This is a genomic window from Bradyrhizobium sp. LLZ17 (genome assembly GCF_041200145.1).
GTDB lineage: Bacteria > Pseudomonadota > Alphaproteobacteria > Rhizobiales > Xanthobacteraceae > Bradyrhizobium.
Genome location: NZ_CP165734.1, coordinates 4830528 through 4853611, shown reverse-complemented (window position 1 = coordinate 4853611; position 23084 = coordinate 4830528). Strand labels below are relative to the sequence as shown.

Annotated in this window: 23 protein-coding genes and 1 pseudogene; 13 read left to right on the top strand and 11 right to left on the bottom strand. The window is 63.6% G+C overall.

Annotated elements, in window-relative coordinates:
* Positions 1-5: 5 nt before the first annotated feature.
* The 3 genes from hisH to hisB form a co-directional block, all read right to left on the bottom strand.
* Positions 6-656: an imidazole glycerol phosphate synthase subunit HisH gene (gene hisH, locus AB8Z38_RS23410; RefSeq protein WP_369720145.1), complete on the bottom strand. Its 651-nt coding sequence runs from the start codon at positions 654-656 to the stop codon at positions 6-8.
* Entirely contained in the window at positions 653-1183 is a 531-nt protein-coding gene (locus tag AB8Z38_RS23405; protein WP_369720144.1) for a DUF2628 domain-containing protein, read from the bottom strand. Before AB8Z38_RS23405 ends, hisH begins: the two co-directional genes overlap by 4 nt.
* Before the next feature lie 65 nt (positions 1184-1248).
* The gene (gene hisB, locus AB8Z38_RS23400) at positions 1249-1842 is read right to left on the bottom strand and encodes an imidazoleglycerol-phosphate dehydratase HisB (protein ID WP_369720143.1); all 594 of its coding nucleotides are present in this window, start codon (positions 1840-1842) and stop codon (positions 1249-1251) included.
* Between the two features lie 184 nt (positions 1843-2026).
* Between hisB and hslV the strand changes: the two genes are divergently transcribed.
* The 4 genes and pseudogenes from hslV (at position 2027) to AB8Z38_RS23380 (ending at position 6080) form a co-directional block, all read left to right on the top strand.
* Positions 2027-2587 carry an ATP-dependent protease subunit HslV gene (gene hslV / locus AB8Z38_RS23395; RefSeq protein ID WP_369720142.1) on the top strand — a complete coding sequence of 187 codons (561 nt, stop codon included), beginning with the start codon at positions 2027-2029 and terminating at the stop codon, positions 2585-2587.
* Between the two features lie 212 nt (positions 2588-2799).
* Positions 2800-3417 (top strand): DUF2585 domain-containing protein, encoded by a 618-nt coding sequence (locus AB8Z38_RS23390; protein ID WP_369720141.1) that lies wholly within the window; start codon positions 2800-2802, stop codon positions 3415-3417.
* A gap of 52 nt (positions 3418-3469) precedes the next feature.
* A pseudogene (hslU, locus tag AB8Z38_RS23385) lies at positions 3470-4773 on the top strand (ATP-dependent protease ATPase subunit HslU).
* 182 nt (positions 4774-4955) lie between these two features.
* A complete protein-coding gene (locus AB8Z38_RS23380) occupies positions 4956-6080 on the top strand; it encodes a hypothetical protein (protein ID WP_369720140.1) in 1125 nt (374 codons plus the stop codon).
* A gap of 207 nt (positions 6081-6287) precedes the next feature.
* On the opposite strand, the gene AB8Z38_RS23375 is transcribed toward AB8Z38_RS23380, so the two are convergent.
* Genes AB8Z38_RS23375 through AB8Z38_RS23365 form a run of 3 tightly spaced genes read right to left on the bottom strand, consistent with a single transcriptional unit; the run spans position 6288 to position 9143 of the window.
* Complete coding sequence (locus AB8Z38_RS23375; RefSeq protein WP_369720139.1) at positions 6288-6878, bottom strand: Smr/MutS family protein; 591 nt, start codon at positions 6876-6878, stop codon at positions 6288-6290.
* Positions 6875-8461, bottom strand: a complete 1587-nt coding sequence (locus AB8Z38_RS23370; protein ID WP_369720138.1) for a murein transglycosylase A — start codon at positions 8459-8461, stop codon at positions 6875-6877. The genes AB8Z38_RS23375 and AB8Z38_RS23370 overlap by 4 nt, the downstream gene beginning before the upstream one ends.
* Positions 8439-9143: a Tim44/TimA family putative adaptor protein gene (locus AB8Z38_RS23365; protein ID WP_369720137.1), complete on the bottom strand. Its 705-nt coding sequence runs from the start codon at positions 9141-9143 to the stop codon at positions 8439-8441. Before AB8Z38_RS23365 ends, AB8Z38_RS23370 begins: the two co-directional genes overlap by 23 nt.
* A 408-nt stretch (positions 9144-9551) precedes the next feature.
* Between AB8Z38_RS23365 and secB the strand changes: the two genes are divergently transcribed.
* A complete protein-coding gene (gene secB, locus AB8Z38_RS23360) occupies positions 9552-10034 on the top strand; it encodes a protein-export chaperone SecB (protein WP_369720136.1) in 483 nt (160 codons plus the stop codon).
* On the opposite strand, the gene dnaQ is transcribed toward secB, so the two are convergent.
* Genes dnaQ through AB8Z38_RS23340 form a run of 4 tightly spaced genes read right to left on the bottom strand, consistent with a single transcriptional unit; the run spans position 10025 to position 12855 of the window.
* Positions 10025-10750 (bottom strand): DNA polymerase III subunit epsilon, encoded by a 726-nt coding sequence (gene dnaQ, locus AB8Z38_RS23355; protein ID WP_369720135.1) that lies wholly within the window; start codon positions 10748-10750, stop codon positions 10025-10027. The two genes, secB and dnaQ, sit on opposite strands and share 10 nt — an antisense overlap.
* 27 nt (positions 10751-10777) lie before the next feature.
* On the bottom strand, positions 10778-11377 hold the full coding sequence (coaE, locus tag AB8Z38_RS23350) for a dephospho-CoA kinase (protein ID WP_369720134.1): 600 nt from the start codon (positions 11375-11377) through the stop codon (positions 10778-10780).
* A gap of 21 nt (positions 11378-11398) precedes the next feature.
* Positions 11399-12007, bottom strand: coding sequence for a Maf family nucleotide pyrophosphatase (locus AB8Z38_RS23345; RefSeq protein ID WP_369720133.1), 609 nt, complete (start codon positions 12005-12007; stop codon positions 11399-11401).
* A gap of 8 nt (positions 12008-12015) precedes the next feature.
* Positions 12016-12855 carry a pyruvate, water dikinase regulatory protein gene (locus tag AB8Z38_RS23340; RefSeq protein WP_369720132.1) on the bottom strand — a complete coding sequence of 280 codons (840 nt, stop codon included), beginning with the start codon at positions 12853-12855 and terminating at the stop codon, positions 12016-12018.
* Between AB8Z38_RS23340 and AB8Z38_RS23335 the strand changes: the two genes are divergently transcribed.
* The 8 genes from AB8Z38_RS23335 (at position 12829) to AB8Z38_RS23300 (ending at position 21775) form a co-directional block, all read left to right on the top strand.
* Complete coding sequence (locus AB8Z38_RS23335) at positions 12829-13137, top strand: hypothetical protein (RefSeq protein ID WP_369720131.1); 309 nt, start codon at positions 12829-12831, stop codon at positions 13135-13137. The genes AB8Z38_RS23340 and AB8Z38_RS23335 overlap by 27 nt on opposite strands.
* Positions 13138-13378: 241 nt before the next feature.
* Positions 13379-13801 carry a protoporphyrinogen oxidase HemJ gene (hemJ, locus tag AB8Z38_RS23330; protein ID WP_369720130.1) on the top strand — a complete coding sequence of 141 codons (423 nt, stop codon included), beginning with the start codon at positions 13379-13381 and terminating at the stop codon, positions 13799-13801.
* 246 nt (positions 13802-14047) lie between these two features.
* A complete protein-coding gene (gene rho / locus AB8Z38_RS23325; RefSeq protein ID WP_369720129.1) occupies positions 14048-15313 on the top strand; it encodes a transcription termination factor Rho in 1266 nt (421 codons plus the stop codon).
* Positions 15314-15629: 316 nt separating this feature from the next.
* A complete protein-coding gene (gene mnmE, locus AB8Z38_RS23320) occupies positions 15630-16961 on the top strand; it encodes a tRNA uridine-5-carboxymethylaminomethyl(34) synthesis GTPase MnmE (RefSeq protein ID WP_369720128.1) in 1332 nt (443 codons plus the stop codon).
* 235 nt (positions 16962-17196) lie between these two features.
* Positions 17197-19077, top strand: a complete 1881-nt coding sequence (mnmG, locus tag AB8Z38_RS23315) for a tRNA uridine-5-carboxymethylaminomethyl(34) synthesis enzyme MnmG (protein WP_369720127.1) — start codon at positions 17197-17199, stop codon at positions 19075-19077.
* Between the two features lie 150 nt (positions 19078-19227).
* Positions 19228-19857: a 16S rRNA (guanine(527)-N(7))-methyltransferase RsmG gene (rsmG, locus tag AB8Z38_RS23310; RefSeq protein WP_369726581.1), complete on the top strand. Its 630-nt coding sequence runs from the start codon at positions 19228-19230 to the stop codon at positions 19855-19857.
* A 30-nt stretch (positions 19858-19887) separates the two neighbouring features.
* Positions 19888-20742 (top strand): ParA family protein, encoded by an 855-nt coding sequence (locus tag AB8Z38_RS23305; RefSeq protein WP_369720126.1) that lies wholly within the window; start codon positions 19888-19890, stop codon positions 20740-20742.
* Between the two features lie 148 nt (positions 20743-20890).
* Complete coding sequence (locus tag AB8Z38_RS23300; protein ID WP_369720125.1) at positions 20891-21775, top strand: ParB/RepB/Spo0J family partition protein; 885 nt, start codon at positions 20891-20893, stop codon at positions 21773-21775.
* 275 nt (positions 21776-22050) lie between these two features.
* Here AB8Z38_RS23300 and holA read toward each other — a convergent pair whose 3' ends face one another.
* Entirely contained in the window at positions 22051-23079 is a 1029-nt protein-coding gene (gene holA, locus AB8Z38_RS23295; protein ID WP_369720124.1) for a DNA polymerase III subunit delta, read from the bottom strand.
* Between the last annotated feature and the right edge of the window lie 5 nt (positions 23080-23084).

Genomic DNA, 23084 nt, shown 5'->3' with positions numbered 1-23084 from the left:
AGCCCTCACGGTTTCCATCGCAAAAAGTTCGAGATCAGGGCCAGCCCAAAACGCTGGCTCTTCTCGGGGTGAAACTGCGTGCCGATGGCGGTGTCCTTGGCGACGATCGCGGTGACCGGCCCGCCGTAATCGGCGCGCGCGAGCACGTCCGCCTCATTGGCGGCGTTCAGATGATAGGAGTGCACGAAATAAGCATGCTGGCCCTTGGGGCCGAGCGGCAGCTTCTCCAGCACCGGATGCTCGCGCAGCACGTCGAGCGTATTCCAGCCCATGTGCGGAATCTTCAGGCTCTCGTCGCGCGGCGTGATCTTTTCGACGTCGCCGCCGATCCAGTTCAGGCCTTGCGTGATGACGTGCTCCTTGCCGCGGGTGGCGAACAGCTGCATGCCGACGCAGATGCCGAACATCGGCCGCGCCTTGACCCGGACCGCTTCGGTGATGGCCTCGACCATGCCGTTGACGGCATCCAACCCGCGCCGGCAATCGGCGAAGGCGCCGACGCCCGGCAGCACCAGACGATCGGCGCCGTAAGCCTGGTCCGGATCGCTGGTGACGAAGACCTTTTGCGGGTTCTCCATGCTGCGCGCGGCCCGCTCAAAGGCCTTGGCGGCGGAATGCAGATTGCCGGAGCCGTAATCGATGATGGCGACGCTCATCTTGACCCTCCCGGTTCTGGAAACAATCCGATGATGCCGCCCGCCGGCAGCGGCGGCGCATTCGAGAATTGCTGACCCGGCACGCTGCGGGTCGGCGGCGGGCCGCCGCGATCGACCGCCCATTGATCGTTGACGATGCCGCGCTGCTTCTGGCTCCAGCGCTCGAAGAAGCGACGCTCGGCGGTGTCCTCGTCGTCGGCAACGACGACGTCGAGCTGCCGCCAATTGCCGCGCGACAAGGTCCAGCGGCGCAGGCTCGACGCCTCAAATCCCATCAGGAGCGCGACGATGAAATTGGCGAAGGAAATCGAGCCGCGGCCCACGCCGAGGCTATGCAGCCCGGCATCGAACGCGGCGAGAAAGACCACCCAGCCGATCAATGCCAGCCAGAGCCTGTTCCAGAGCAGCCAGACCGGCCCGAACACCATCGCCCAGAAATGGAAGCCGTCGCGCACGAACACGAACTTGTCGGTCGCGCGCAGATCGGCCCCGCCGGGCGTGGGTGCATGAACTGTGTAGACAGGCATGGTGATGCCCCGTTCTCGAGAATTGAATAGACGCCGCTGGCGGCGGTGGCCGCGAGGCGGAGATGTCAGCCGCCGAGCGAGCCCTTGGTGGAGGGCACCTCGCCCGCCGCCCGTGGATCGATCGTGACCGCCGCCCGCAGCGCCCGCGCCAGACCTTTGAAGCAGGACTCGGCGATATGGTGGCTGTTATCGCCATATAGGGTCTCGACGTGGAGAGTCACGCCGGCGTTCATGGCGAAGGCCTGGAACCACTCGCGCACCAACTCGGTATCGAATTCGCCGATCTTGTCGCGCGGAAAATCGACCTTGAACACCAGGACCGGGCGGCCCGAAATGTCGATGACGATCCGCGACAGCGTCTCGTCCATGGGCATGTGGACGTCGGCATAACGGGTGATGCCGGCCATGGTGCCGAGCGCCTGCCTGACGGCCTGGCCGAGCGCGATGCCGGTGTCTTCGGTGGTGTGGTGATGATCAATGTGCAGGTCGCCGACCGCCTTGACCGTGAGGTCGATGCGGGAATGGCGGGCAAGGAGATCGAGCATATGGTCGAAAAAGCCGATGCCGGTCGCGATTTTGGACACGCCGGATCCATCGAGGTTCACGGTGACCTCGATGTCGGTCTCCTTGGTCTTGCGCTTGATCGTCGCGGTGCGCATGGAAAGCTTTCGCTGGATTGGGCCGAAAACGCCGGTCTTTTAACAGCCAAATGACGCCTTCGCTACTGCGGGATCGCCCCGGCAGGCAGCACTTCTGCCTATGGTGAGCGAAATTTGGGACCGGAGCGGCCCGTTGTGTCTCGGCCGCTGACAGCCTAGATCAGGCCGGACAACGAGGTATTTCATGCAGGATTCCCACAACAGCTCGCCGGTCTGGCACGGCACCACGATTTTGACCGTCCGCAAGGGCGGCAAGGTGGTGGTTGGCGGCGACGGCCAGGTCTCGATCGGCCAGACCGTGATCAAGTCCAACGCCAAAAAGGTCCGCAAGCTCGGCAAGGGCGACGTCATCGGCGGTTTTGCCGGCGCTACCGCCGACGCGTTCACGCTGTTTGAGCGTTTGGAAGCCAAACTCGAGCAATATCCGGGGCAGTTGACCCGCGCCGCGGTCGAGCTCGCCAAGGATTGGCGCACCGATCGTTACCTGCGGCGGCTGGAGGCCATGATGATCGTGGCCGACAAGGACGTTTCGCTGGTCCTGACCGGCACCGGCGACGTGCTGGAGCCCGAAGCTGGCGTCATGGCGATCGGCTCCGGCGGCAATTACGCGCTGGCGGCCGCGCGCGCCCTGCTCGACACCGACAAGGACGCCGAAACCATTGTCCGCCGCTCCCTCGACATCGCCGCCGACATCTGCGTCTACACCAACCGCAACGTCACCATCGAGAGCCTGGTGGCCGGGTAGGGCTGTGATCGAACAGCGGGGCTCCGGACTGGCTGTAACCTCTCCCGCCTGCGGGAGAGGTCGCGCCGAAGGCGCGGGTGAGGGCTCTGTCCTCTTGGGGGCTGTCCCATTGCGGAAGCACCCGCTCCCCAACCCTCTCCCGCAAGCGGGAGAGGGAGCGCACTTCCGCTGGGTTGCGCACGGTGGCCTCTCGCTGCGATGATCCGCGATTCATGAAGCTTCCATCTCCCGAGAGCATCAAATCTGCGGTCGCCCCGACCTATTGGCTCGGCCTCGCGTTGTTGCTGCTCGCCCTGCAGGCCGGAATCCTGTTCGCGATGGGACGGGTGCCGATCTGCACCTGCGGTTATGTCAAGCTCTGGCATGGCGTGGTGAACAGCTCGGAGAACTCCCAGCACATCGCCGACTGGTACAGCTTCTCGCACGTCCTGCACGGCTTCCTGTTCTACGGACTGACCTGGATGCTGTTCGCACGATTGCCGCTGCTGCCGCTGTCCTGGCCGGCACGGCTGATCATCGCGATGCTGATCGAGGGCGCCTGGGAGATCGTCGAGAACTCGCCGTTCATCATCGAGCGTTATCGCGCCGGCACGATCTCGCTGGATTATTTTGGCGACAGCATCGTCAATTCGGTCTCGGACACACTGTTCATGGTGCTGGGGTTCCTCAGCGCGCGGGTGCTACCGATTCCGGCGACGGTCGCCATCGGGCTTGCCTTCGAGCTCATGATGGCGCTGCACATTCGCGACAATCTGACGCTGAATATCTTGATGCTGGTCCATCCGGTCGATGCCGTGAAACAATGGCAATCGGGTCCGCCGATCATCTGACGGCCAAAAAAGCCGCTTGTCCCGACCCGTTTCTGACCCTAGCTAAGGTCCCATGACAGACTTCTCCCCCGCGAAATCGTTTCCGAACTCGACCGTTTCATCGTCGGCCAGGCCGACGCCAAGCGCGCCGTCTCGATCGCGCTGCGCAACCGCTGGCGGCGGCAGCAGCTCGAAGGTTCCTTGCGCGAGGAAGTGTTGCCGAAGAATATCCTGATGATCGGCCCGACCGGCGTCGGCAAAACCGAGATCGCGCGGCGGCTCGCCAAGCTGGCCAATGCGCCGTTCCTGAAGGTCGAAGCCACCAAATTCACCGAGGTCGGCTATGTCGGCCGCGATGTCGAGCAGATCGTGCGCGATCTCGTCGAGGTGGCGATCGCCCAGGTCCGCGAACGCAAGCGCAAGGACGTGCAGGCGCGCGCCCAGCTGGCCGCCGAAGAACGCGTGCTCGACGCCCTGGTCGGCGCCAATTCAAGCGCAGCGACGCGGGATTCCTTCCGCAAGAAGCTGCGCGCGGGCGAATTGAACGACAAGGAAATCGAGATCGAGACGCAGTCGTCCGGCAGCGGTTTTCCGATGTTCGAGATCCCGGGCATGCCGGGCGCCCAGATGGGCGCGGTTTCGATCGGCGATATCTTCGGCAAGCTCGGCGGCCGCAGCAAGACGCGGCGGCTGACGGTGGAAAGCTCGCACGAGATCCTCGTCAACGAGGAATCCGACAAGCTGCTGGACACCGATCAGCTCACGCTGGAGGCGATCAGCGCGGTCGAGAACAACGGCATCGTGTTCCTGGACGAGATCGACAAGATCTGCGCCCGCGACGGCCGCGTCGGCGGCGACGTCTCGCGCGAGGGCGTGCAACGCGACCTGCTGCCGCTGATCGAGGGCACCACGGTCTCGACCAAGCACGGCGCGGTCAAGACCGACCACATCCTGTTCATCGCATCGGGCGCCTTCCACGTCGCAAAGCCATCCGACCTGCTGCCGGAATTGCAGGGTCGCCTGCCGATCCGCGTCGAGTTGCAGGCGCTGACCCGCGACGACATGCGGCGCATCCTGACCGAGCCCGAGGCCTCGCTGATCAAGCAATATGTCGCGCTGATGCAGACCGAGGGCGTCACGCTCGACATCACCGACGGCGCCATCGATGCGCTCGCCGACGTCGCGGTCGCGGTCAATTCCAGCGTCGAGAACATCGGCGCGCGCCGGCTCCAGACCGTGATGGAGCGGGTGCTGGACGAAATCTCCTTCGCCGCGCCGGACCGCAACGGCGAGACCCTCCGCGTCGACGCCGACTACGTGCAGAAGCACGTCGGCGATCTCGCCAAGAACGCCGACCTCAGCCGGTTCATTTTGTAATTCGAGGCCGGTCCGCGCTATTCATTGCGGCGTCGTCCCGGCGAAGGCCGGGACCCATACTCACCGGCGGTCCTTGTTGGAAATGATAGCGGCCCCAGCGTTGGCGCAAAACAAACATGGGAGGCTATGGGTCCCGGCCTTCGCCGGGACGACGGTGAAGATTGAGGCCGGCCAGGTGGCTCATGCTCGCTGACCTCAGGAAAAACCCCTGGCGCGTCCTGCTCGCGATCAACGCCGCGGTCATTGCCGGCGTCTTCATCCACAAAATCCAGCTGCCGCCTTACGTCCCCTACATCCACCTGCTGGTCGACTACCATTTCGGTTTCATCAAGCGCGCGCTGATTGGCGCCATCGTCGCGCTGTTCACGGCGAAGGTACAGGTCGGGCTGGTGTTCGCGCTCGGCGGCGCGACATGGTTGGTGACGCTGGGGCTGTACGCCAGATTATTTCAGAAGACGTTCGGCTTCACCACGAAGACGCTGCCGCTGTTCGTCTTCACCGCAGGCTCACCGTTCTTCCTGAAGAATTTCATGCACACGCTCGGCCATTTCGACATCTATGGCTGCGCGCTCGCGACCATCCTGCTGCTGTTGCCGGCCGGCTCGGTTCTGTTCGTGGCCATTGCCGCGCTGTTCTCGATCATTCTCGTGCTGATCCACCACATCCATCTCCTGATGTATGTGCCGACGATCATCACCATCGTCGTGACCAGGCATTACCTGGCCAGCGGCTGCAATCGCACCAATGTGGCGTTCGGCATCGTTGCCTTGCTCGTCATCTCCGCGCTGTTCCTTGCGGCGCAGTTTCTCGGAACGATGCCGATCCCGGAAGCCGATTTCGTCGCATACCTGAAGACGCGGATGGCCGATCCCTCGCGCACCGACCTGCTGCAATTCAGCTACATCTGGTATCAGCCGCTGGCAAAGGAGATTGCGGACACCTGGGGACGCCTGCCGCACAACATCCTCGGTGTGCCCGTGTTTGTGCTGCTGCTCTGGCTGCACATGCCGCTGTGGCGCTACTTTGCCGGCCTGATCGGCGCGCTCGCAAGCGACATGCACCGACGCCTGATCGTCGCGGCGCTGGCTGGAATCAGCTTCGCCTATCTCGTGATGTTCGCGATGGTGTTCGACTATTCGCGCTGGATTTCGAACTGGGCGGTCTGCATGTTCCTGATCCTGCATGCGGTGAAGATGCTGCCGGCAGCAAAAGAGACGCCGCTGATTCCGAGCGGGGATCGCAGCACGAACATCTTCGGCCTGGTCGTCACACTGATTCCACGCGTCGGAATCGTCCGGCCGTTTTAAGGGCGTAAGCTCAGTCGCCACCTCGGAGAAGGTGCGCCCCCTCTCCCGCCTGCGGGAGAGGGTTGGGGAGAGGGCTTTCTCAGCGGCGAGAATCCCCGAGAGGAGAGAACCCTCACCCGCCGCGCACGGGACGATGCTTCGCATCGCCCGGAGCGTCGGCCTCTCCCGCAAGCGGGAGAGGCAAGAGAAGTCGCACGCGTGGTGCGGTTAAACCCTCGCCCGCCGGATCCGCACATACAGCGCGCCCTCGCCGCCGTGGCCGATACCGGCCTCCTCAAACCCGACCACGAAGGCGCGGAATTCCGGCAGGCGCAGCCATTCCGGCACCTGGCGGCGGAGCACGCCGCTTTCGCCGCCGCTGCGACCCTTGCCGGTGATGACCAGCACGAAGGTCAGGCCGTCGTGATGAGCACGATGCAGGAAGCCCGACAGCGCGCGATGGGCGCGCGTCTGGGTCATGCCGTGCAGGTCCAGCCGCGCCTCGATCTCGCTGCGGCCCCGCGACAGCTTTGTGCGTTCGCGTTTGCCGAGCGGCGCCAAAGGCGGCATTGCCGGCTTTGATGGACGTGGCGCCGGCGCGATAGCCGATGGCCGCGCCGGCGGCGCGGGTTTGGCAAGTGTTGCCGCGGGCTGAGGCTCAGTGCGCGCCGAGGCCTGCACCTTCGTCGCACGATGCTTCCTGAGCGGCTTGACTTGCTTGGCGACCAGCTCCCACAGCTCGCGCTCCTCCGCACTCAGCGCGCGGCGGCGCGGTGAGGGACGAGGCTCCAGCACGGGCGGACGGGACGATCGTTTCATTGCCGATGGGGATGACTTTTCGCGGGACGGCGCGGCTCGCGGACAGGCTCTATCACAGGACGCGGGGCCGGCAGCGGGACCGGATTGGCGACGGCAACGGTTTCGCTCTTGTCTTGCGTCGCGGCCGCGGCGGGAGCCGCTGGCTTGGCTAAATCCTTAGCCGTATCCTTGATCGTATCGGTTTGCGGAAACAGCTTTGCGATCTTCTCCGATGGCCGCGGGTCCGGCACCGGCAGCTTTTGGCCCCGTACGCTGGGATCGAGGCTCTTCGGCACCAGCATCACGAAGTGCATGGGGTGGCGCAGCCGGCCTGAAACCCGGCCGGCGTCCTGGCCGGCACCAAAATACAGATCGGCGCGCGCGGGGCCGATGATGGCCGAGCCGGTGTCCTGCGCGATCATCAGGCGGTGAAACGGCGTTTTCGCGCGCTCGGACTCGATCGGCAGCTCGCCTTCGATGAAGAACGGCGTGCCGTAGACATGCAGTGATTTGTCGACCGCGATCGAGCGGCCCGCCGTCAGCGGAATGCCCTGCGCGCCCACCGCCTCGTCCTTGTCGGACAAATTGACCTCGCGGAAGAAGATGTAGGAGCGGTTCTGGCGGCGCAGCTCCTTGGCCCCGTCGGGGTTTTGCGCCATCCACTCCCTGATCTTCTGCATCGACATCTCTTCCTTCGGGATGATGCCACGCTCGATCAGGATGCGGCCCACGGCCGTGTAGGGATAGCCGTTATAGGAATCGTAATTGAGCCGGACGGTGGTGCCGTCGTCGAACTTGATGCGAGCGGAGCCCTGGATCTGGGCGAACAGGAGATCGGTCGGATCTTTCAGCCAGGCGATCTCCAGCCCGCGGCCAGCGATCTTGCCGTCCTCGATCTCGCCGCGATCGTAATAGGGCACGAGCTTGCGACGGCCGATCTTGCGGTAGACCGGACCCTTGTTGGGCAGGCTGACCGAGGCCTGGTTGTAGCCGCGCACGAACAGGTTCGAGGGCCGGCGATAGACCGGGACGTTGTAGGTCTCGGTCTGGGTGCGCGATCCCTCCAGCACCGGCTCGTAATAGCCGGTCACGAACCCATCGGGCTCGCCGAGGCGCGAGATCCGCAGCGGTGAAAAGTTGTCCTCGAAGAAGCTCTTGGCCTTGGCGTCGTCGGTGACCTCGAGCGTTTTGGCGGCCCGGCACGGTTCGCTCAGCGAGACGCCGAGAGCCTTTGCTTCAGGTTTGGCTTCGGCCTTGGCTTCGACTTTCGGTTGACCCACACCTGGCTGCGCATTGATCGAACGGCAGCTCGCACGAAACGTCTTGTAGGCCGCGAGATGATCGTCATCGCTCCAGCCCTTCACGTCCGCCCAGGCCTGCGGCAGATATTGCGCGCCGGGAATTTCGAGCGGGAGCGGGAGCTGCGGATACGGAAGGGCTCGCGGAGGGATCGCGGCCAGTTCGGGCACATGAGGGTGATGGCTGCGGTAGTGGCGCCGCGCCGCCTCGGCGCCGAGCGAAAACGTGGACAGCGCAACGGCCGCTGCGCACAGCGTCGTCACAGCGTTCCTGAGGACGAGCTTAATTCGGGCTTCCGGTGCCAACCAGCTTCCAGTTCGGATCGCGAGAGGTGATGTCGCGGGCGAAAGTCCAGATATCGGTGATGTCAGCGACCGAATCGGCGCTGCCGTCGACGATGTTGCCGCTCTTATCGCGGGTGGCCGAGATCATCTGCGAGACGAAGCGCACGGTGAGCTGGGCGGTGCGGTCGCGCAACTCGGCGCCGACCAGTTCGGCCTTGTCGATCGAGACGAAACGCGTTTCGGTCTTCTGCTCGTTCTTCTCGCGTTCCTTGATCACGGCATCGAAGCTCTCATAGACCTCCGAGGACAGCAGGTCGCGCAGCGCGCGACGGTCGCCATTGGCGAACGCCAACACGATCATCTCATAGGCGCCACGGGCGCCTGACAGGAAGTGGCGGGGATCGAACGCGGACTCCTTCTCGGCGATGGCGTCCAGGCCCAGCGCCAGCGCGGTGCCGGGCTCGGTGAGGCCCTTCCAGCGGTCGGAGGGCGGGGTCGGCTCGGCCGTCGGCGCCAGCGGAGCCTGATCGATCACCTTGCCGGGCATGGTCACGACGTTCTTGTCCTGGGCACCCCCAAGCGCATTGCGGGCGGTGCGGTCGAACGGCGGCCGCTCGCTACCGGTCCGCTGCCCGAGGACACTGCGCAGCCGCAGGAAGATAAAGACCGCCAGCGCCAGGAAGATGATGGTGTAGATGTCCACGTCGTATTCGCTTTCTGGTCTTTTCAGGAGGTCGCTGCCGGAAAAATCCGTCCGGCCAGTAGACCGTTCCCCGGGGGAACGGCAAGACTACATCACCATTTTAGGCCAGCTTTCGGCCCGCGCGTCACGTCCGCCGGATGTAGGCACGAAATCTGGCCCGGCCAATGGCGCCTTTTGGCACAGTCCGAAGTGTAGCGCGTTTTATGCTTGAGGGGAAACCCGGATCATGCCCGGAAATCGCGCATCTTCAATCGTTTAAGTACGATTTCGCATCTGGGGCGGAGACGTCGCACTGGTCGGCGCAGCCGGGATCCTTCATCCGGAGCCGTTCGTCCTTGTGGAACGAGGCAGCACTATGTTAGCCAACCGCCGCGAAATTCAGCCCTAATCGGGTAAGGAGACACTCTGATGACCAACGGCAACGGCACCCCTCCCGAGGCGGCCCAGGCACCCCAGCTCAACGTGCTGGCGCAATATACCAAGGACCTCTCGTTCGAAAATCCGAACGCGCCGAGCTCGCTGCAGCAGCAGAGCCAGCAGCCCCAGATCAACATCCAGATCAACGTCAACGCCAACAACCTCAGCGAACAGGAGTTCGAGGTAACGCTGTCGGTCGAGGGCAAGGCCGAGACCGCGGGCAAGGTGATGTTCTCGTTCGAGCTCGCCTATGCCGGCGTGTTCCGGATCGCCAACGTGCCGAAGGAGAACCTGCACCCGCTGGTCATGATCGAATGCCCGCGGCTGCTGTTCCCGTTCGCCCGCGAGATCATCGCCACCGCCGTGCGCGATGGCGGGTTCCCGCCGCTGATGCTGGATCCGGTCGATTTCGTCGGTCTCTATCGTCAGAACATGGAGCGGCAAATGGCCGCTCAGCCGAGCGGTCAGGCCTGAGCGGCCGGACTGACGGCGGCTGGAGCGGCGAGGTACTCGCTCCAGATCGCCTTGTCGCCGAGCGTGGCGATGAAGGCCCGGTGGGCCTCGCGCTCGGCGTCTGTCACGCGCGGCGCAAGCGGCACCAGCCGCTGCCGCCGCGGCGCGTCGCCGGCTGCATTGACGCGAATCTCCTTGGCGTCCGACGCCAGGATCAACTGCGACTGCCGCGCCCCGATCAGATCGATATAGACCTCGGCGAGCAGCTCGGCGTCGAGCAACGCGCCATGCTTGGTGCGGTGTGAATTGTCGATGGCATAACGCGAGCAGAGATCGTCGAGCCGGTTGGACACACCGGGATGCTTGCGCCGCGCCAGCAGCAGCGTGTCGACCAGCCGCTCGCGCGGGACAGCCGCGCGCTTGATGCGGTCGAGCTCGGCATTGATGAAGCTGATGTCGAACGAGGCGTTGTGGATCACCAGCGGCGCATCGCCGATGAACTCCAGAAACTCGTCGACGATCTCGTGGAACAGCGGCTTGGTCGCCAGAAATTCGGCCGACAGCCCGTGCACGGCGAACGCTTCCGCCGGCATGTCCCTTTCCGGATTGATGTAGACATGGAAGCTCTGGCCGGTCGGCATGCGATTATAGATCTCGACGCAGCCGATTTCGACCAGGCGATCGCCGCGCAGGGGATCGAGGCCGGTGGTTTCGGTGTCGAGAACGATTTCGCGCATCAGAATGGGCCGGGGTGAGACGGCGAATCAGGCTCGCCGCTGCGGCATCTTAGCGACCTCGGCCAGAATGTGCGCGATTTGAGCACGCACCGGCTCCAGTCCGTGCGACGTATCCACCACGAAATCGGCGCGCTTGCGTTTTTCGGCGTCAGGCATCTGCTTGGCGATGATGGCGTCGAGTTTCGCCGCGTCCATGGTGCCGCGCGCCAGCACGCGCTCGCGCTGGAGTTCCGCAGAGGTCGACACCACGACGACGGCATCGACCCGCTTCTCGCCACCGGTCTCGAACAGCAACGGGATGTCCAGCACCACGACCGGCGCGTGGGCCGCTTCCGCATCGGCAAAGAATTTCTGCCGGGATGCACCGAGCATGGGATGGACGATCTGCTCGAGCTGCTTGATGGCAGCGGGATCGTGCACGACGCGCGCCGACAGCTTGGTTCGATCGACCTTGCCCTCGGACGTTGTTCCGGGGAAAGCGGCCTCGATCGCCGGCGCAGCCTCCCCCTCATAGAGTTGATGGACCGCGGCATCGGCGTCGTAAACGGGGACGCCGGCCTCCGCGAACAATTTCGCGGTGGTGGATTTGCCCATCCCGATCGAACCGGTCAGTCCCAGGATCCGCATCAGCTCACGCCATCCTCGCCATCACACCGCAACTAGCCGCTCGCGCCGCAGGAACGCAAGCAGCGGCAGCAGCGGCAGGCCGAGGACGGTGAAATGGTCGCCTTCCACACGTTCGAACAAATGGATGCCCAGGCCCTCGAGCTGGTAGGCGCCGACGCTTGACGTCACGGCATCGCCGGCCGCGTCGAGATAGGCTGAAAGCTCCGCCTCGGTCATCTGCCGCATGGTCATGCGCGCCACCGAGACATCCTCAAAAACGATCTTGCCGTCGCGCACTACACTTACCGCGGAATTCAGTTCATGTGTCTGCCCGGCGAGATCGCGCAGTTGCGCCATCGCCTGGGGACGGCCCGCGGGCTTGTTGAAGAGATGCTCGCCAAGCGCCAGCGTCTGATCGGCACCGATCACGTAGCTTCCGGGATGATGTGCCGAGATGGCCTTGGCCTTTTCGCGGGCCAGCAGCAGGGCGATCTCGCGCGGATTCGACAGCTTTGAAGCAGCCTGAATGCTGCGCTCGTCGATGTCTGCCGTGATCGCCTTGAACTCCAACCCGGCGTTGGCCAGCAACATTTTTCGCGCGCTGCTTTGCGAGGCCAGGATCAACGGAGTTTCGCCGCGCCAGAGACTCATGGGCGAAACTAGTCCGATGGCCGGTTGCGTTGGCGATCGCTGTAGAGCTTCATGATCGCCGCGGCGGTTTCCTCGATCGAGCGCCGCGTGACGTCCAGCAGCGGCCAATCGTGCTTGGCACTCAGCTTGCGCGCAAACGCGACCTCCTCGGCGACGGCTTGCCTGTCGGTATAGGTGTCGCTGCTGGAATCGGCGCCCATCGAGAGCAGGCGATTCTGGCGGACCTGGATCAGGCGCTCCGGCGTCGCATGCAGGCTGACGACCAGCGGCCTGGTCAGCGTCTCCAACTGCGCCGGCACGGGAATGCCCGGCACCAGCGGCACATTGGCCGTGCGAATGCCGCGGTTGGCGAGATAGATCGACGTTGGCGTCTTCGAGGTGCGGGAGACACCGACGAGCACGACATCCGCGTCTTCGAGCCCCTCGACATGCTGACCGTCGTCATGGATCATGGTGTAGTTCAGCGCATCGATACGCTTGAAATATTCGGCGTTGAGGACGTGCTGGGCGCCGACGCGGCCGGTCGTGGCAGCCCCGAGATAAGCCTCGAACAATTGCATCACCGGCCCGATGATCGACAGGCTCGGAACGTTGATTCCCTTGCACTTGTCCTCGAGCCGCGCGACCAGGTCCTTTTCCAGCAGCGTGAACAGCACGATCCCCGGCGCTTCCTCGATCTCGTCGAGGACACGATCGAGCTGCTTCTGGCTGCGCACCAGCGGATAGACATGCTCGACCGGGGTCACGTTGGCATATTGCGCGGCGACCGCGCGGGCCACGGTGATCAGCGTCTCACCGGTGGAGTCGGAGACGAGGTGCAGATGAAAATAATTGTTCGAGGTCGGCACAAAAGCTCTTTGTATGAAGGCGGTGTGGTTTGTGGATTTCTGTGGACCTTAACCCCTTGGAAAGGGTTGCGCGACACCAAGGGCGGGACAAGTGCCAATTTTGTTCACACCACTGCCGGTCTGAACAAGTTCGGTGGCCGCCCAACGCGAAAATGGGATTGTGCGGACAACCCTCTTGATAAGCTGCCGAGCGCCGCGCGCAAGCCCTTGAGGCCGGATGACTTATCCAGTCAGCCGGGATCATCGCAGGACATGTTGATGGATGTGAACAAGCGCCGGTGAACGGGCGGAAGGCGTTGTGTGAGTCCTATTCACGGTCACACAGACTCAAACCTTAAGATTCTAAAAGTTTTAGGTAGAGGAGAGCCGAGACCGCGGATATGTGTGTGCACCCGCATTTATGAATGAATTCTTACCGATTGCGTTCCATCCACCGATTGGTGAGACCGGAGTGTTTTCGAGCTAAGTGGATCTCCTTCGCGCAAGAAAACCCGTCAAAAAATACCGAAGAAGGCTTTCCGGCATGTACGTATGGATCAAGGCGCTGCACGTGATCGCCGTCATCTCCTGGATGGCCGGCATGCTCTATCTGCCGCGGCTGTTCGTCTATCACTGCGAGACCGAGATAGGCTCGAAGCAGTCGGAGACGTTCAAGATCATGGAACGCCGGCTGTTCAAGGCGATCATCAACCCGGCCATGATCGTCACCTGGCTCGCCGGGCTCTACCTCGCCTGGTCGGGCCATTGGTTTGCATCCGGCTGGCTGCATGTAAAATTGGCACTGGTCCTGGCGATGTCGGCGGTCCACGGCTTTTTTTCGCGCTGGCTGAAAGACTTCGCCGCCGACCGGCGCCCCCGCAGTCAGAAATTCTATCGTATTATCAACGAAGTACCGACTGTCCTGATGATTCTCATCGTCGTGATGGTGATCGTGAAGCCGTTCTAGGCAAAGATCGTGGATGTTCGCTCAGCGCTTCGGCTTGCGGAGTGGGAAGCGATTTTCTATATTGAGGCTATCCCACCCAACGCAGGCGGATGTGGTTGTGTCTGAGCTTCTTGAAGGCCGGACACCGCATCAGGTTTGAAGCCTCACCGGCACTCTCCTTGCCAGACCTGCGGACCTTACCTTCTCGCGTCCGCATCTCAGAGCCTCCTCGCACCCCTCCCCAGGTTACCCCACAGGACCACCCCAATGCGGGAAATTAAACTCCAGGACCTCAAGTCGAAGACGCCGGCCGAGCTCGTCTCGTTCGCGGAAGAGAATGGGGTCGAGAATGCCAGCACTATGCGTAAGCAGGAGCTGCTGTTCGCCATCCTCAAGCAGCTTGCGCTCGCGGAAACCGACATCGTCGGTGAGGGCGTCGTCGAGGTGCTGTCCGACGGCTTCGGCTTCCTGCGCTCGCCGGACGCCAATTATCTGCCGGGCCCGGACGACATCTACGTTTCGCCCTCGCAGATCCGCCGCTTTGGCCTGCGCACCGGCGACACCATCGAAGGCCACATCCGTAGCCCGAAAGAAGGCGAACGGTATTTTGCGCTGCTCAAGGTCAACACCCTCAATTTCGAGGATCCGGAAAAGGCCAAGCACAAGGTCAATTTCGACAACCTCACGCCGCTGTTTCCGAACCAGCGTTTCCGCATGGAGATCGACGATCCGACGCGAAAAGACCTTTCTGCAAGGGTGATCGACATCGTCGCGCCGATCGGAAAGGGCCAACGCGCGCTGATCGTGGCGCCGCCGCGCACCGGCAAGACCGTGCTGATGCAGAACATCGCGCATTCGATCGCGCACAATCACCCCGAATGCTACCTGATCGTGCTGCTGATTGACGAACGTCCGGAAGAAGTCACGGACATGCAGCGCTCGGTGAAGGGCGAGGTGGTGTCCTCGACCTTTGACGAACCGGCGGTCCGCCACGTCCAGGTCGCCGAGATGGTGATCGAAAAAGCAAAACGCCTGGTCGAGCATGGCCGCGACGTCGTCATCCTGCTCGACTCCATCACGCGTCTCGGCCGTGCCTACAACACCGTGGTGCCGTCATCCGGCAAGGTGCTGACCGGCGGTGTCGATGCCAATGCGCTGCAGCGGCCGAAGCGTTTCTTCGGTGCCGCGCGCAACATCGAGGAGGGCGGCTCGCTCACCATCATCGCGACCGCGCTGGTCGATACCGGCAGCCGCATGGACGAAGTCATCTTCGAAGAGTTCAAGGGCACCGGTAATTCGGAGCTGATCCTGGACCGCAAGGTCTCGGACAAGCGGACCTTCCCGGCGATCGACATCTCGCGCTCCGGCACCCGCAAGGAAGAACTCATCACCGATCCGCAGGTCCTCAAGAAGATGTACGTGCTGCGGCGTATCCTGAACCCGATGGGAACGATGGACGGGATCGACTTCCTGCTCGACAAGCTGCGCTCGACCAAGAGCAATTCCGAGTTCTTCGACTCGATGAACACCTGAGCCAGGTGCAGCAAGGAATTGGAGGGCGCTTTCGGGCGCCCTTTTTCTTTGTGCGGCTATGCTGCAGCAAAGCGCAGCATAGTCGACGGGATTGAGGGTAGGTTTTTAGACGAGCTAATCGTTTGATTCTGCTACTAAATGCTGAGAATCGATCGAACGCGACCGGCTGACGTGGCGAGTTATTGCAGCAAAATGCTGCGTTTGTGTTGCATCGCAATATAAGCCATTTGCTGCAGTCCATCCTGCAGCAAGGGAAGCAGCATGGCCGCGCCGAAACGGAAATTTGCCTTTTCGCGGACAGCCGGACAAATAGGCCATGCATCCGCGAGACCAGACCATCTTTGCATTGTCGTCCGGCCGGCCGCCGAGCGCGATTGCGGTCGTTCGGGTTTCGGGACCGCAAGCCGGGCCAGTGTTGAGCGTGCTGGCGGGGAGGCTGCCGGCGCCGAGACAGGCGAGCCGGCGGCTGCTCCGAGACGCGGCTGGCCGGCCGATCGACGATTCGGTCGTGCTGTGGTTTCCGGGACCCGCGAGCGCGACCGGCGAGGACATCGCCGAATTTCATGTCCATGGTGGACGCGCGGTGCTGGCGGCGCTCCTGGCCGCGATTTTCGTAATTCCGAATACGCGGGCGGCCGAACCCGGTGAATTCACGCGGCGCGCCTTCGAGAACGGCAAGCTCGATCTCACCGAGGCCGAGGGCCTCGACGATCTCATCCACGCCGACACTGACCGCCAGCGCCGCCAGGCGCTGCGTCAGTTGCAAGGGCTGCTGGGCAATCGCGCGCGCGACTGGCGCGAGCGCATCATCGAGGCCTCCGCGCTGATCGAAGCCGGCATTGATTTCTCGGACGAGGGCGATGTGCCGGCCGAGCTGAGGGCGCCGGCGGTAAAGGCGATCAAGGCGTTGCAGGATGAAATCGCAGAAGTCCTTGCGGCACAGGGACATTCGGAACGTCTGCGGGACGGCCTGGTGGTTGCGATCGCCGGGCCGCCGAATGTCGGCAAGTCGACGCTGATCAATCAGCTCGCGCGCCGTGACGTCGCGATCGTCTCGCCGCACGCCGGCACCACACGCGATGTGATCGAGGTGCAGCTTGATCTGGAAGGCTATCCGGTCACGGTGATCGACACCGCCGGCATTCGCGAGACCGACGATCCGGTCGAGCAGGAAGGCGTGCGCCGGGCGAGGGCACGCGCCGCGGATGCCGATCTCGTGCTGTGGCTGACAAGTCCTGAGGCAACAGCGGAGGAAAGGACGACGGGGACGGCACCGGTGTGGACCGTCCGTAACAAGATCGACCTCGCGGAGGGTGTCTCGGCTGCCGGGCCGAGCGCGGACAAGACCTTCGCGATTTCGGCCAGCCGGGGCGACGGACTGCCGGAGCTGATCAATTCCATGGTCGGGTTCGCAGCCGAATTCTTTGGAACCAGCGAGGGCGCCTTGGTGACCCGGGCACGGCAACGCGATCTGTTGCACCAGGCGTCCGACAGCTTGCGCCGAAGCCTGGCGCTTGTAGAAGAGGGCGAGGAGCTCGCCGCCGAAGAGCTGCGCGCCGCCGCTTATGCCTTGGGCCGGCTGCTGGGCCGGGTCGACGTCGAGGACGTTCTTGGGGCCATTTTCCAGAAGTTCTGTATAGGGAAGTAGGTCTAGTTCTTCATTCTAGAACTATTTCTTGTTCCAGTTCTTGCTGTTTCACGTGAAACAAACCTGCCCGTAGGGCTGAGTGTTTCACGTGAAACGCAACGATTTTACGTCTTGGCTACTGTGCATGGGGTTGTTTGGCAGAAAGTGTTTGAAGCCCTGAGCCGGTTTCACGTGAAACAGCAGGCTGCCTGAGTTTCCACTTCCGGCTTTTTCCTCTCTGAGTTAGAAGTCGCCCATGCGAACAGAGCGCGAGAGCTTCGACGTCATCGTTATCGGGGGCGGTCATGCCGGCTGCGAAGCCGCGGCTGCGGCCGCTCGGATGGGCGCGATCACCGCCCTGGTGACGCACCGCTTTTCGACGGTCGGTGCGATGTCCTGCAACCCGGCGATCGGCGGTCTCGGCAAGGGTCATCTGGTGCGCGAGGTCGATGCGCTGGATGGTTTGATGGGGCGAGTGGCGGACGCCGGTGGCATCCAGTTTCGCGTCCTCAATCGCCGTAAGGGCCCGGCCGTCCGCGGTCCGCGGGCCCAGGCCGACCGCAAGCTCTATGCAGCGGCGATGCAGGCCGCGATCCGCGGCACCGAAGGTCTCTCGGTGATTGAGGGCGAGGCCGACGAGCTGATCGTAGCGGGGGGCCGGGTCACTGGCCTGCGCCTGGCCGATGGCCGAGAGTTCGGAGCAGGGGCCGTCGTCATCACCACCGGCACCTTCCTGCGCGGCTTGATCCATCTCGGCGAGAAGAATTGGCCGGCCGGCCGGGTCGGCGAGGCCCCAGCCATGGGCCTTTCGAGCTCCTTCGAGCGCGCCGGATTTGTCCTTGGACGGCTGAAGACCGGCACGCCGCCGCGCCTCGATGGCGCCACGATCGACTGGTCGGCGGTCGAAATGCAGCCCGGGGATGAGCCGCCGGAGCCGTTTTCGGTGATGACCGAGCGGATCACGACGCCGCAGATTCAGTGCGGGATCACCCGCACCACCTCTGCAACGCACGACGTGATCCGGGCCAATGTGCATCGCTCGCCGATGTATTCGGGCCAGATCAAAAGCTCTGGGCCGCGCTATTGTCCCTCGATCGAGGACAAAATCGTCCGTTTCGGCGACCGCGACGGCCACCAGATCTTTCTGGAGCCGGAAGGGCTCGACGACAGCACGGTCTATCCCAACGGCATCTCCACCTCGCTGCCGGAGGAGGTCCAGCTCGCGATCCTCGCCACCATTCCGGGGCTGGAGCGGGTCAAGATGGTCAGGCCAGGCTATGCCATCGAATACGACCATATCGATCCCCGCGAGCTCGACCCGACCCTTCAGACCAAGCGGTTGCGCGGCCTGTTCCTGGCTGGCCAGATCAACGGCACCACCGGATATGAGGAAGCCGCGGGCCAGGGCATTGTCGCCGGGCTCAACGCGGCACTATCCGCCAGTGGCGCTGCGCTGACGGTGTTCGACCGGGCAGATGGCTATCTCGGGGTGATGATCGACGACCTCGTCACCCGCGGGATCAGCGAACCCTATCGGATGTTCACGTCGCGCGCCGAGTACCGCCTCACCCTGCGGGCGGATAATGCCGACCAGCGCCTGACCGCGAAGGGCATCGCCCTCGGATGTGTCGGCGGCGCCCGGACGCAGCATCATCGCGCCAAGATGGACGCTTTGAATGCGGCGCGGACGCTGTCGAAATCCCTGACGATTACCCCGAATGAAGCGATCAAGCACGGGCTGTCGCTGAACCGGGACGGACAGCGCCGGTCGGCCTTTGAACTGATGGCCTATCCTGAGGTCGGCTGGAGCCAGGTCCGCGCGATCTGGCCGGAGCTGTCGAGCATCGATCCCGTGATCGCGACCCATCTCGAGATCGACGCCAAATACGACGTCTATCTTGAGCGGCAAAGCGCCGACGTTGAAGCCTTCCGGCGGGACGAGGGGCTGGTGCTGTCCGATGTCGACTTCCAGCTGGTGCCGGGCCTCTCCAATGAGGTTCGTGCCAAGCTCGAGAAAGCACGGCCGTTCACTGTCGGCCAAGCCGGCCGCATCGACGGCATGACGCCGGCGGCACTCGGCATCCTCGCGGCCTACCTTCGCCGTGAAGCACGGAAGACCTCCAGAGCAATCGCATAGGCCTTTCACGTGAAACAGCGCGGACCGGGCGGGGACAAACCGCTATCCCGACGACCCGGAACAGGTGAGGGCGCTGGTCGATCCGAACCGGCACCGACCAGGCCGAAGATCGACAAGGCCAGCGCCAACGATCGGGCGCTCGATTCCACTATCGCCGCCGACAAGCGAGAGGCATTGAGGCTCGCCCCCGTTTCACATGAAACGGAAAATAGGCTCGATCGCTACATCGCGCTGCTGCGGGCGTGGCAGGCCAAGACCAATCTGGTCGCGCCCTCGACCCTGCCGCATCTCTGGACCCGGCACATCGCCGACTCGCTCCAGCTCGTGGACTTGGCGCCGTCCGCAAAGCGCTGGGCCGACCTCGGAAGCGGCGGCGGCTTTCCTGGCGTGGTATTGGCCTGTGCCGTGGCCGGGACGCCGGGCGCGAGCGTCCATCTCGTCGAGCGAATCGCCAAGAAGGCTGCCTTTCTGCGCGAAGCCATCCGCGTCACCACATCTCCCGGAGTCGTACATCTCGCCGAGATCGGGGATAATGTGGATAGAATCACTGGCCCGGTCGATTGCGTCACCGCGCGCGCGCTGGCTCCGCTACATCAACTGATCGGCTTTGCGGAGCCGCTGATGCGCCAAGGGGCGAAAGCGCTGTTCCTCAAGGGACAAGATGTAGAGGCTGAATTGACCGAAGCCGCTAAATATTGGAATATTCAGCCCCAGCTCCATCAAAGTCGGACGGGTGATGGCTGGATCGTTGAACTCGATACCGTCGAACGGCGCAGCTGAGACGTTCAGGGACTGACTGGGGGATGTGCGATGACCGTGATTGACGAACCGCAGCAAGAACAGACCGTGGCGGTGCCCCAGGGTCACCCGCGCATCCTGGCGCTGGCGAATCAAAAGGGCGGTGTGGGCAAAACAACCACCGCGATCAATCTCGGCACGGCGCTCGCAGCGATTGGCGAGCGCGTCCTGATCGTCGATCTCGATCCGCAGGGCAATGCTTCGACCGGGCTTGGCATCGATCGCCGCAACCGCTCCTGCTCGACTTACGACGTTCTGGTGGGCGAGGCGAGCCTGCGCGAAGCGGTGGTGTCGACTGCCGTGCCGCGGCTGCATATCGCGCCTTCGACGATGGATCTGTCCGGCCTCGAGCTCGAGCTCGGCACCACGCCCGGTCGTGCGTACAAGCTGCGCGACGCGATCAGCGCACTCAACAACAACGTCTCGCCCGATGCCGATTACACCTACGTGCTGATCGACTGTCCGCCCTCGCTCAACTTGATCACTGTGAACGCGATGGCAGCTTCCGACGCGATCCTGGTGCCATTGCAATGCGAGTTCTTCGCGCTCGAAGGCCTGTCGCAATTGCTGCAGACGGTAGAGCAGGTGCGCTCGACGCTCAATCCGAACCTGTCGATCCACGGCATCGTGCTGACCATGTTCGACTCGCGCAACAACCTCTCGAACCAGGTCGTCGCCGACGTCAGGCAATTCATGGGCGAGAAGGTCTACAAGACCATGATCCCGCGCAACGTGCGCATCTCCGAAGCGCCGTCCTACGGCAAGCCGGTGCTGGTCTACGATCTCAAATGCGTCGGCAGCGAAGCATATCTGCGGCTCGCCACCGAAGTGATCCAGCGCGAGCGCGAGCTGCGTACGACACATTGACGACGACGTAGGGTGGGTTAGCCGAAGGCGTAACCCACCACGTCTGCGGCCTCGAACAAACCAATGGTGGGTTACGCTGCGCTAACCCACCCTACGATCTGAAATTCAGTTCTGGAGTGTTGCCAAAGTGAATCCAAGGGAGCTGGCGATGGCCGACGAAGCGCGTTCGCGACTGGGCCGGGGTCTTGCGAGTCTGATCGGTGATGTCGGCGGCGAGGCGCAGCATGTCGATCGTCCGCGCGCGCAGCGCAAGGTGCCGATCGAATTCATCAAGCCCAATCCGCGCAATCCGCGCCGCGCCTTTTCGGAAACCGAGCTCAAGGAGCTCTCCGACTCCATCAAGCAGCACGGCGTGATCCAGCCGATCGTGGTGCGTCCGGTGAAAGGCGTGCAGGATCGCTTTGAGATCATCGCCGGCGAGCGGCGCTGGCGCGCCTCGCAAATGGCCGGCCTGCACGACGTGCCGATCGTCCCCGTCGACATCAGCGACAGCGATGCGCTGGAGTTCGCGATCGTCGAGAACGTGCAGCGCGAAGATCTCAACCCGATGGAAGAGGCGCTGGGCTACCACGCGCTCGCCGACGAGTTCAAACGCAGCCAGGACGAGATCGCGAAAGTCGTCGGCAAGAGTCGTAGCCACGTCGCCAACATGATGCGGCTGACAAAGCTGCCTGCCGAGGTGCAGGGCTTGATCGCGAACGGCCAGCTGACGGCCGGCCATGCCCGTGCGCTGATCGGCGTGCCCGATCCGCTCGCGGCCGCCAAGCGCATTGTCGAAGAGGGCCTCAACGTCCGCCAGACCGAGGCGCTCGCCCATGAAGAGGGCGTGCCGGAGCGCAAGCCGCAGAAGGCGCGCGCCGGTGCCAAGGAGAAAGACCCCGATACGGTCGACCTCGAGAAGCGCGTCAGCGACGCGCTGGGCCTCAAGGTCACCGTCAGCCATCGCGACCCCGGCGGCTCCGTTCAGATCAACTACCGCAACCTCGATCAGCTCGACGAGGTGATGAAGCGGCTCGCCAAAGGCGCGCTCTGATCATCGGTGTCGTCCCAGCGAAGGCCGGGACCCATACTGCGTGATCCATCGATTGCGGAAGCCCGCAGTACCGAAAGACGAGCCTTCGTCAAAGCTTCTCCCTGTGGTTATGGGTCCCGGCCTTCGCCGGGACGACCTTGGTGAGAGCTTGGCGCGCCGCCTCTACACCGTCATTGCGAGCGCAGCGAAGCAATCCAGAATCTTTCCGCGGAGAGACTCTGGATTGCTTCGTCGCAAGGGCTCCTCGCAATGACGGGGAGAAAGCGCGATCCTGATTAGCCCCGTCGCTTCGCATTCGCGGCGATCGCCATCAGCGTACGCTGGGCGATGGCCGAGGCGAGGGTGGATTGCTTGCGGGTGTCGAGCGCGGCGGTCGCAAGTTGCTCGATGATTCCTGCGAGCCGCGTTACGCTGAAATTGCGCAGCGCGGTTTCGACCGCGGGCTTTCTTGAAAAATGCAGCCGCGGAAATCCGCCATCGAGCACCGCGGAGGCCGGCGTGCCGTCGGCAATCGCGAGCGCGGATTTGTGCAGCCACGCGGCCTGGCGCTGCGCCGCGGAGATGATGACCCCGGGATAGGTGCCGGCGATCATGGCTTTTGCGAATTCGGTTTCGACGATGTCAGGCCGGCCGGCGAAGGCGCCGTCGACGATCGGATCGAGTTTCAACTCGGAGGCATCGGCGACGACGGCCATCACGTCGTCCAGCGTGATCTCGCCCTTGCCATGGGCGTAGAGCGTGAGCTTGCGCAGTTCGTTGCGCGAGGCCTGGCGGTCGCCGCCGAGGAACGACATCAGCGCGGCGCGGGCATCCTGCGCGATGCGCAGATTGCCGATGCGGAGCTCGTCGTCGATCAGCTTGGCGAGGTCGCGCTCGGTGTCGGGATAACAGGCGATCGCCACGGCCGTCTTGGCCCGCTCACAGGCGTTGCGCAGCGGCGACTCGGCGCGGAGTTCGCCGGCCTCGATCACGATACGGCAATCCTTCACCGGCATCTCGGCCAGCGTGTCGATGCCGCTGGCGAAGCTGCGCGAGCCGGCGCGCACGCGGATGGCGCGGCGGCCGCCGAACAGCGGCACGGTCATGACCTCATCGACCAGGCGCGACGGCTCGGCCGAAAGCTCGTCGCCGTCGAGCTTGACCAGCGAGAAGGGGTCGTTCGGATCATCGACGGCTGAGGCGATCAGCGCATCGGCGCGTTCGCGCACGAGGCCGGCATCAGGACCATAGAGCAGGATGATCGGGCGGCCCGCGTCGGGGCGGGCGAGGAAGGCGTCGATCTCTTTTCCGCGCAGTGCGACCATGACCT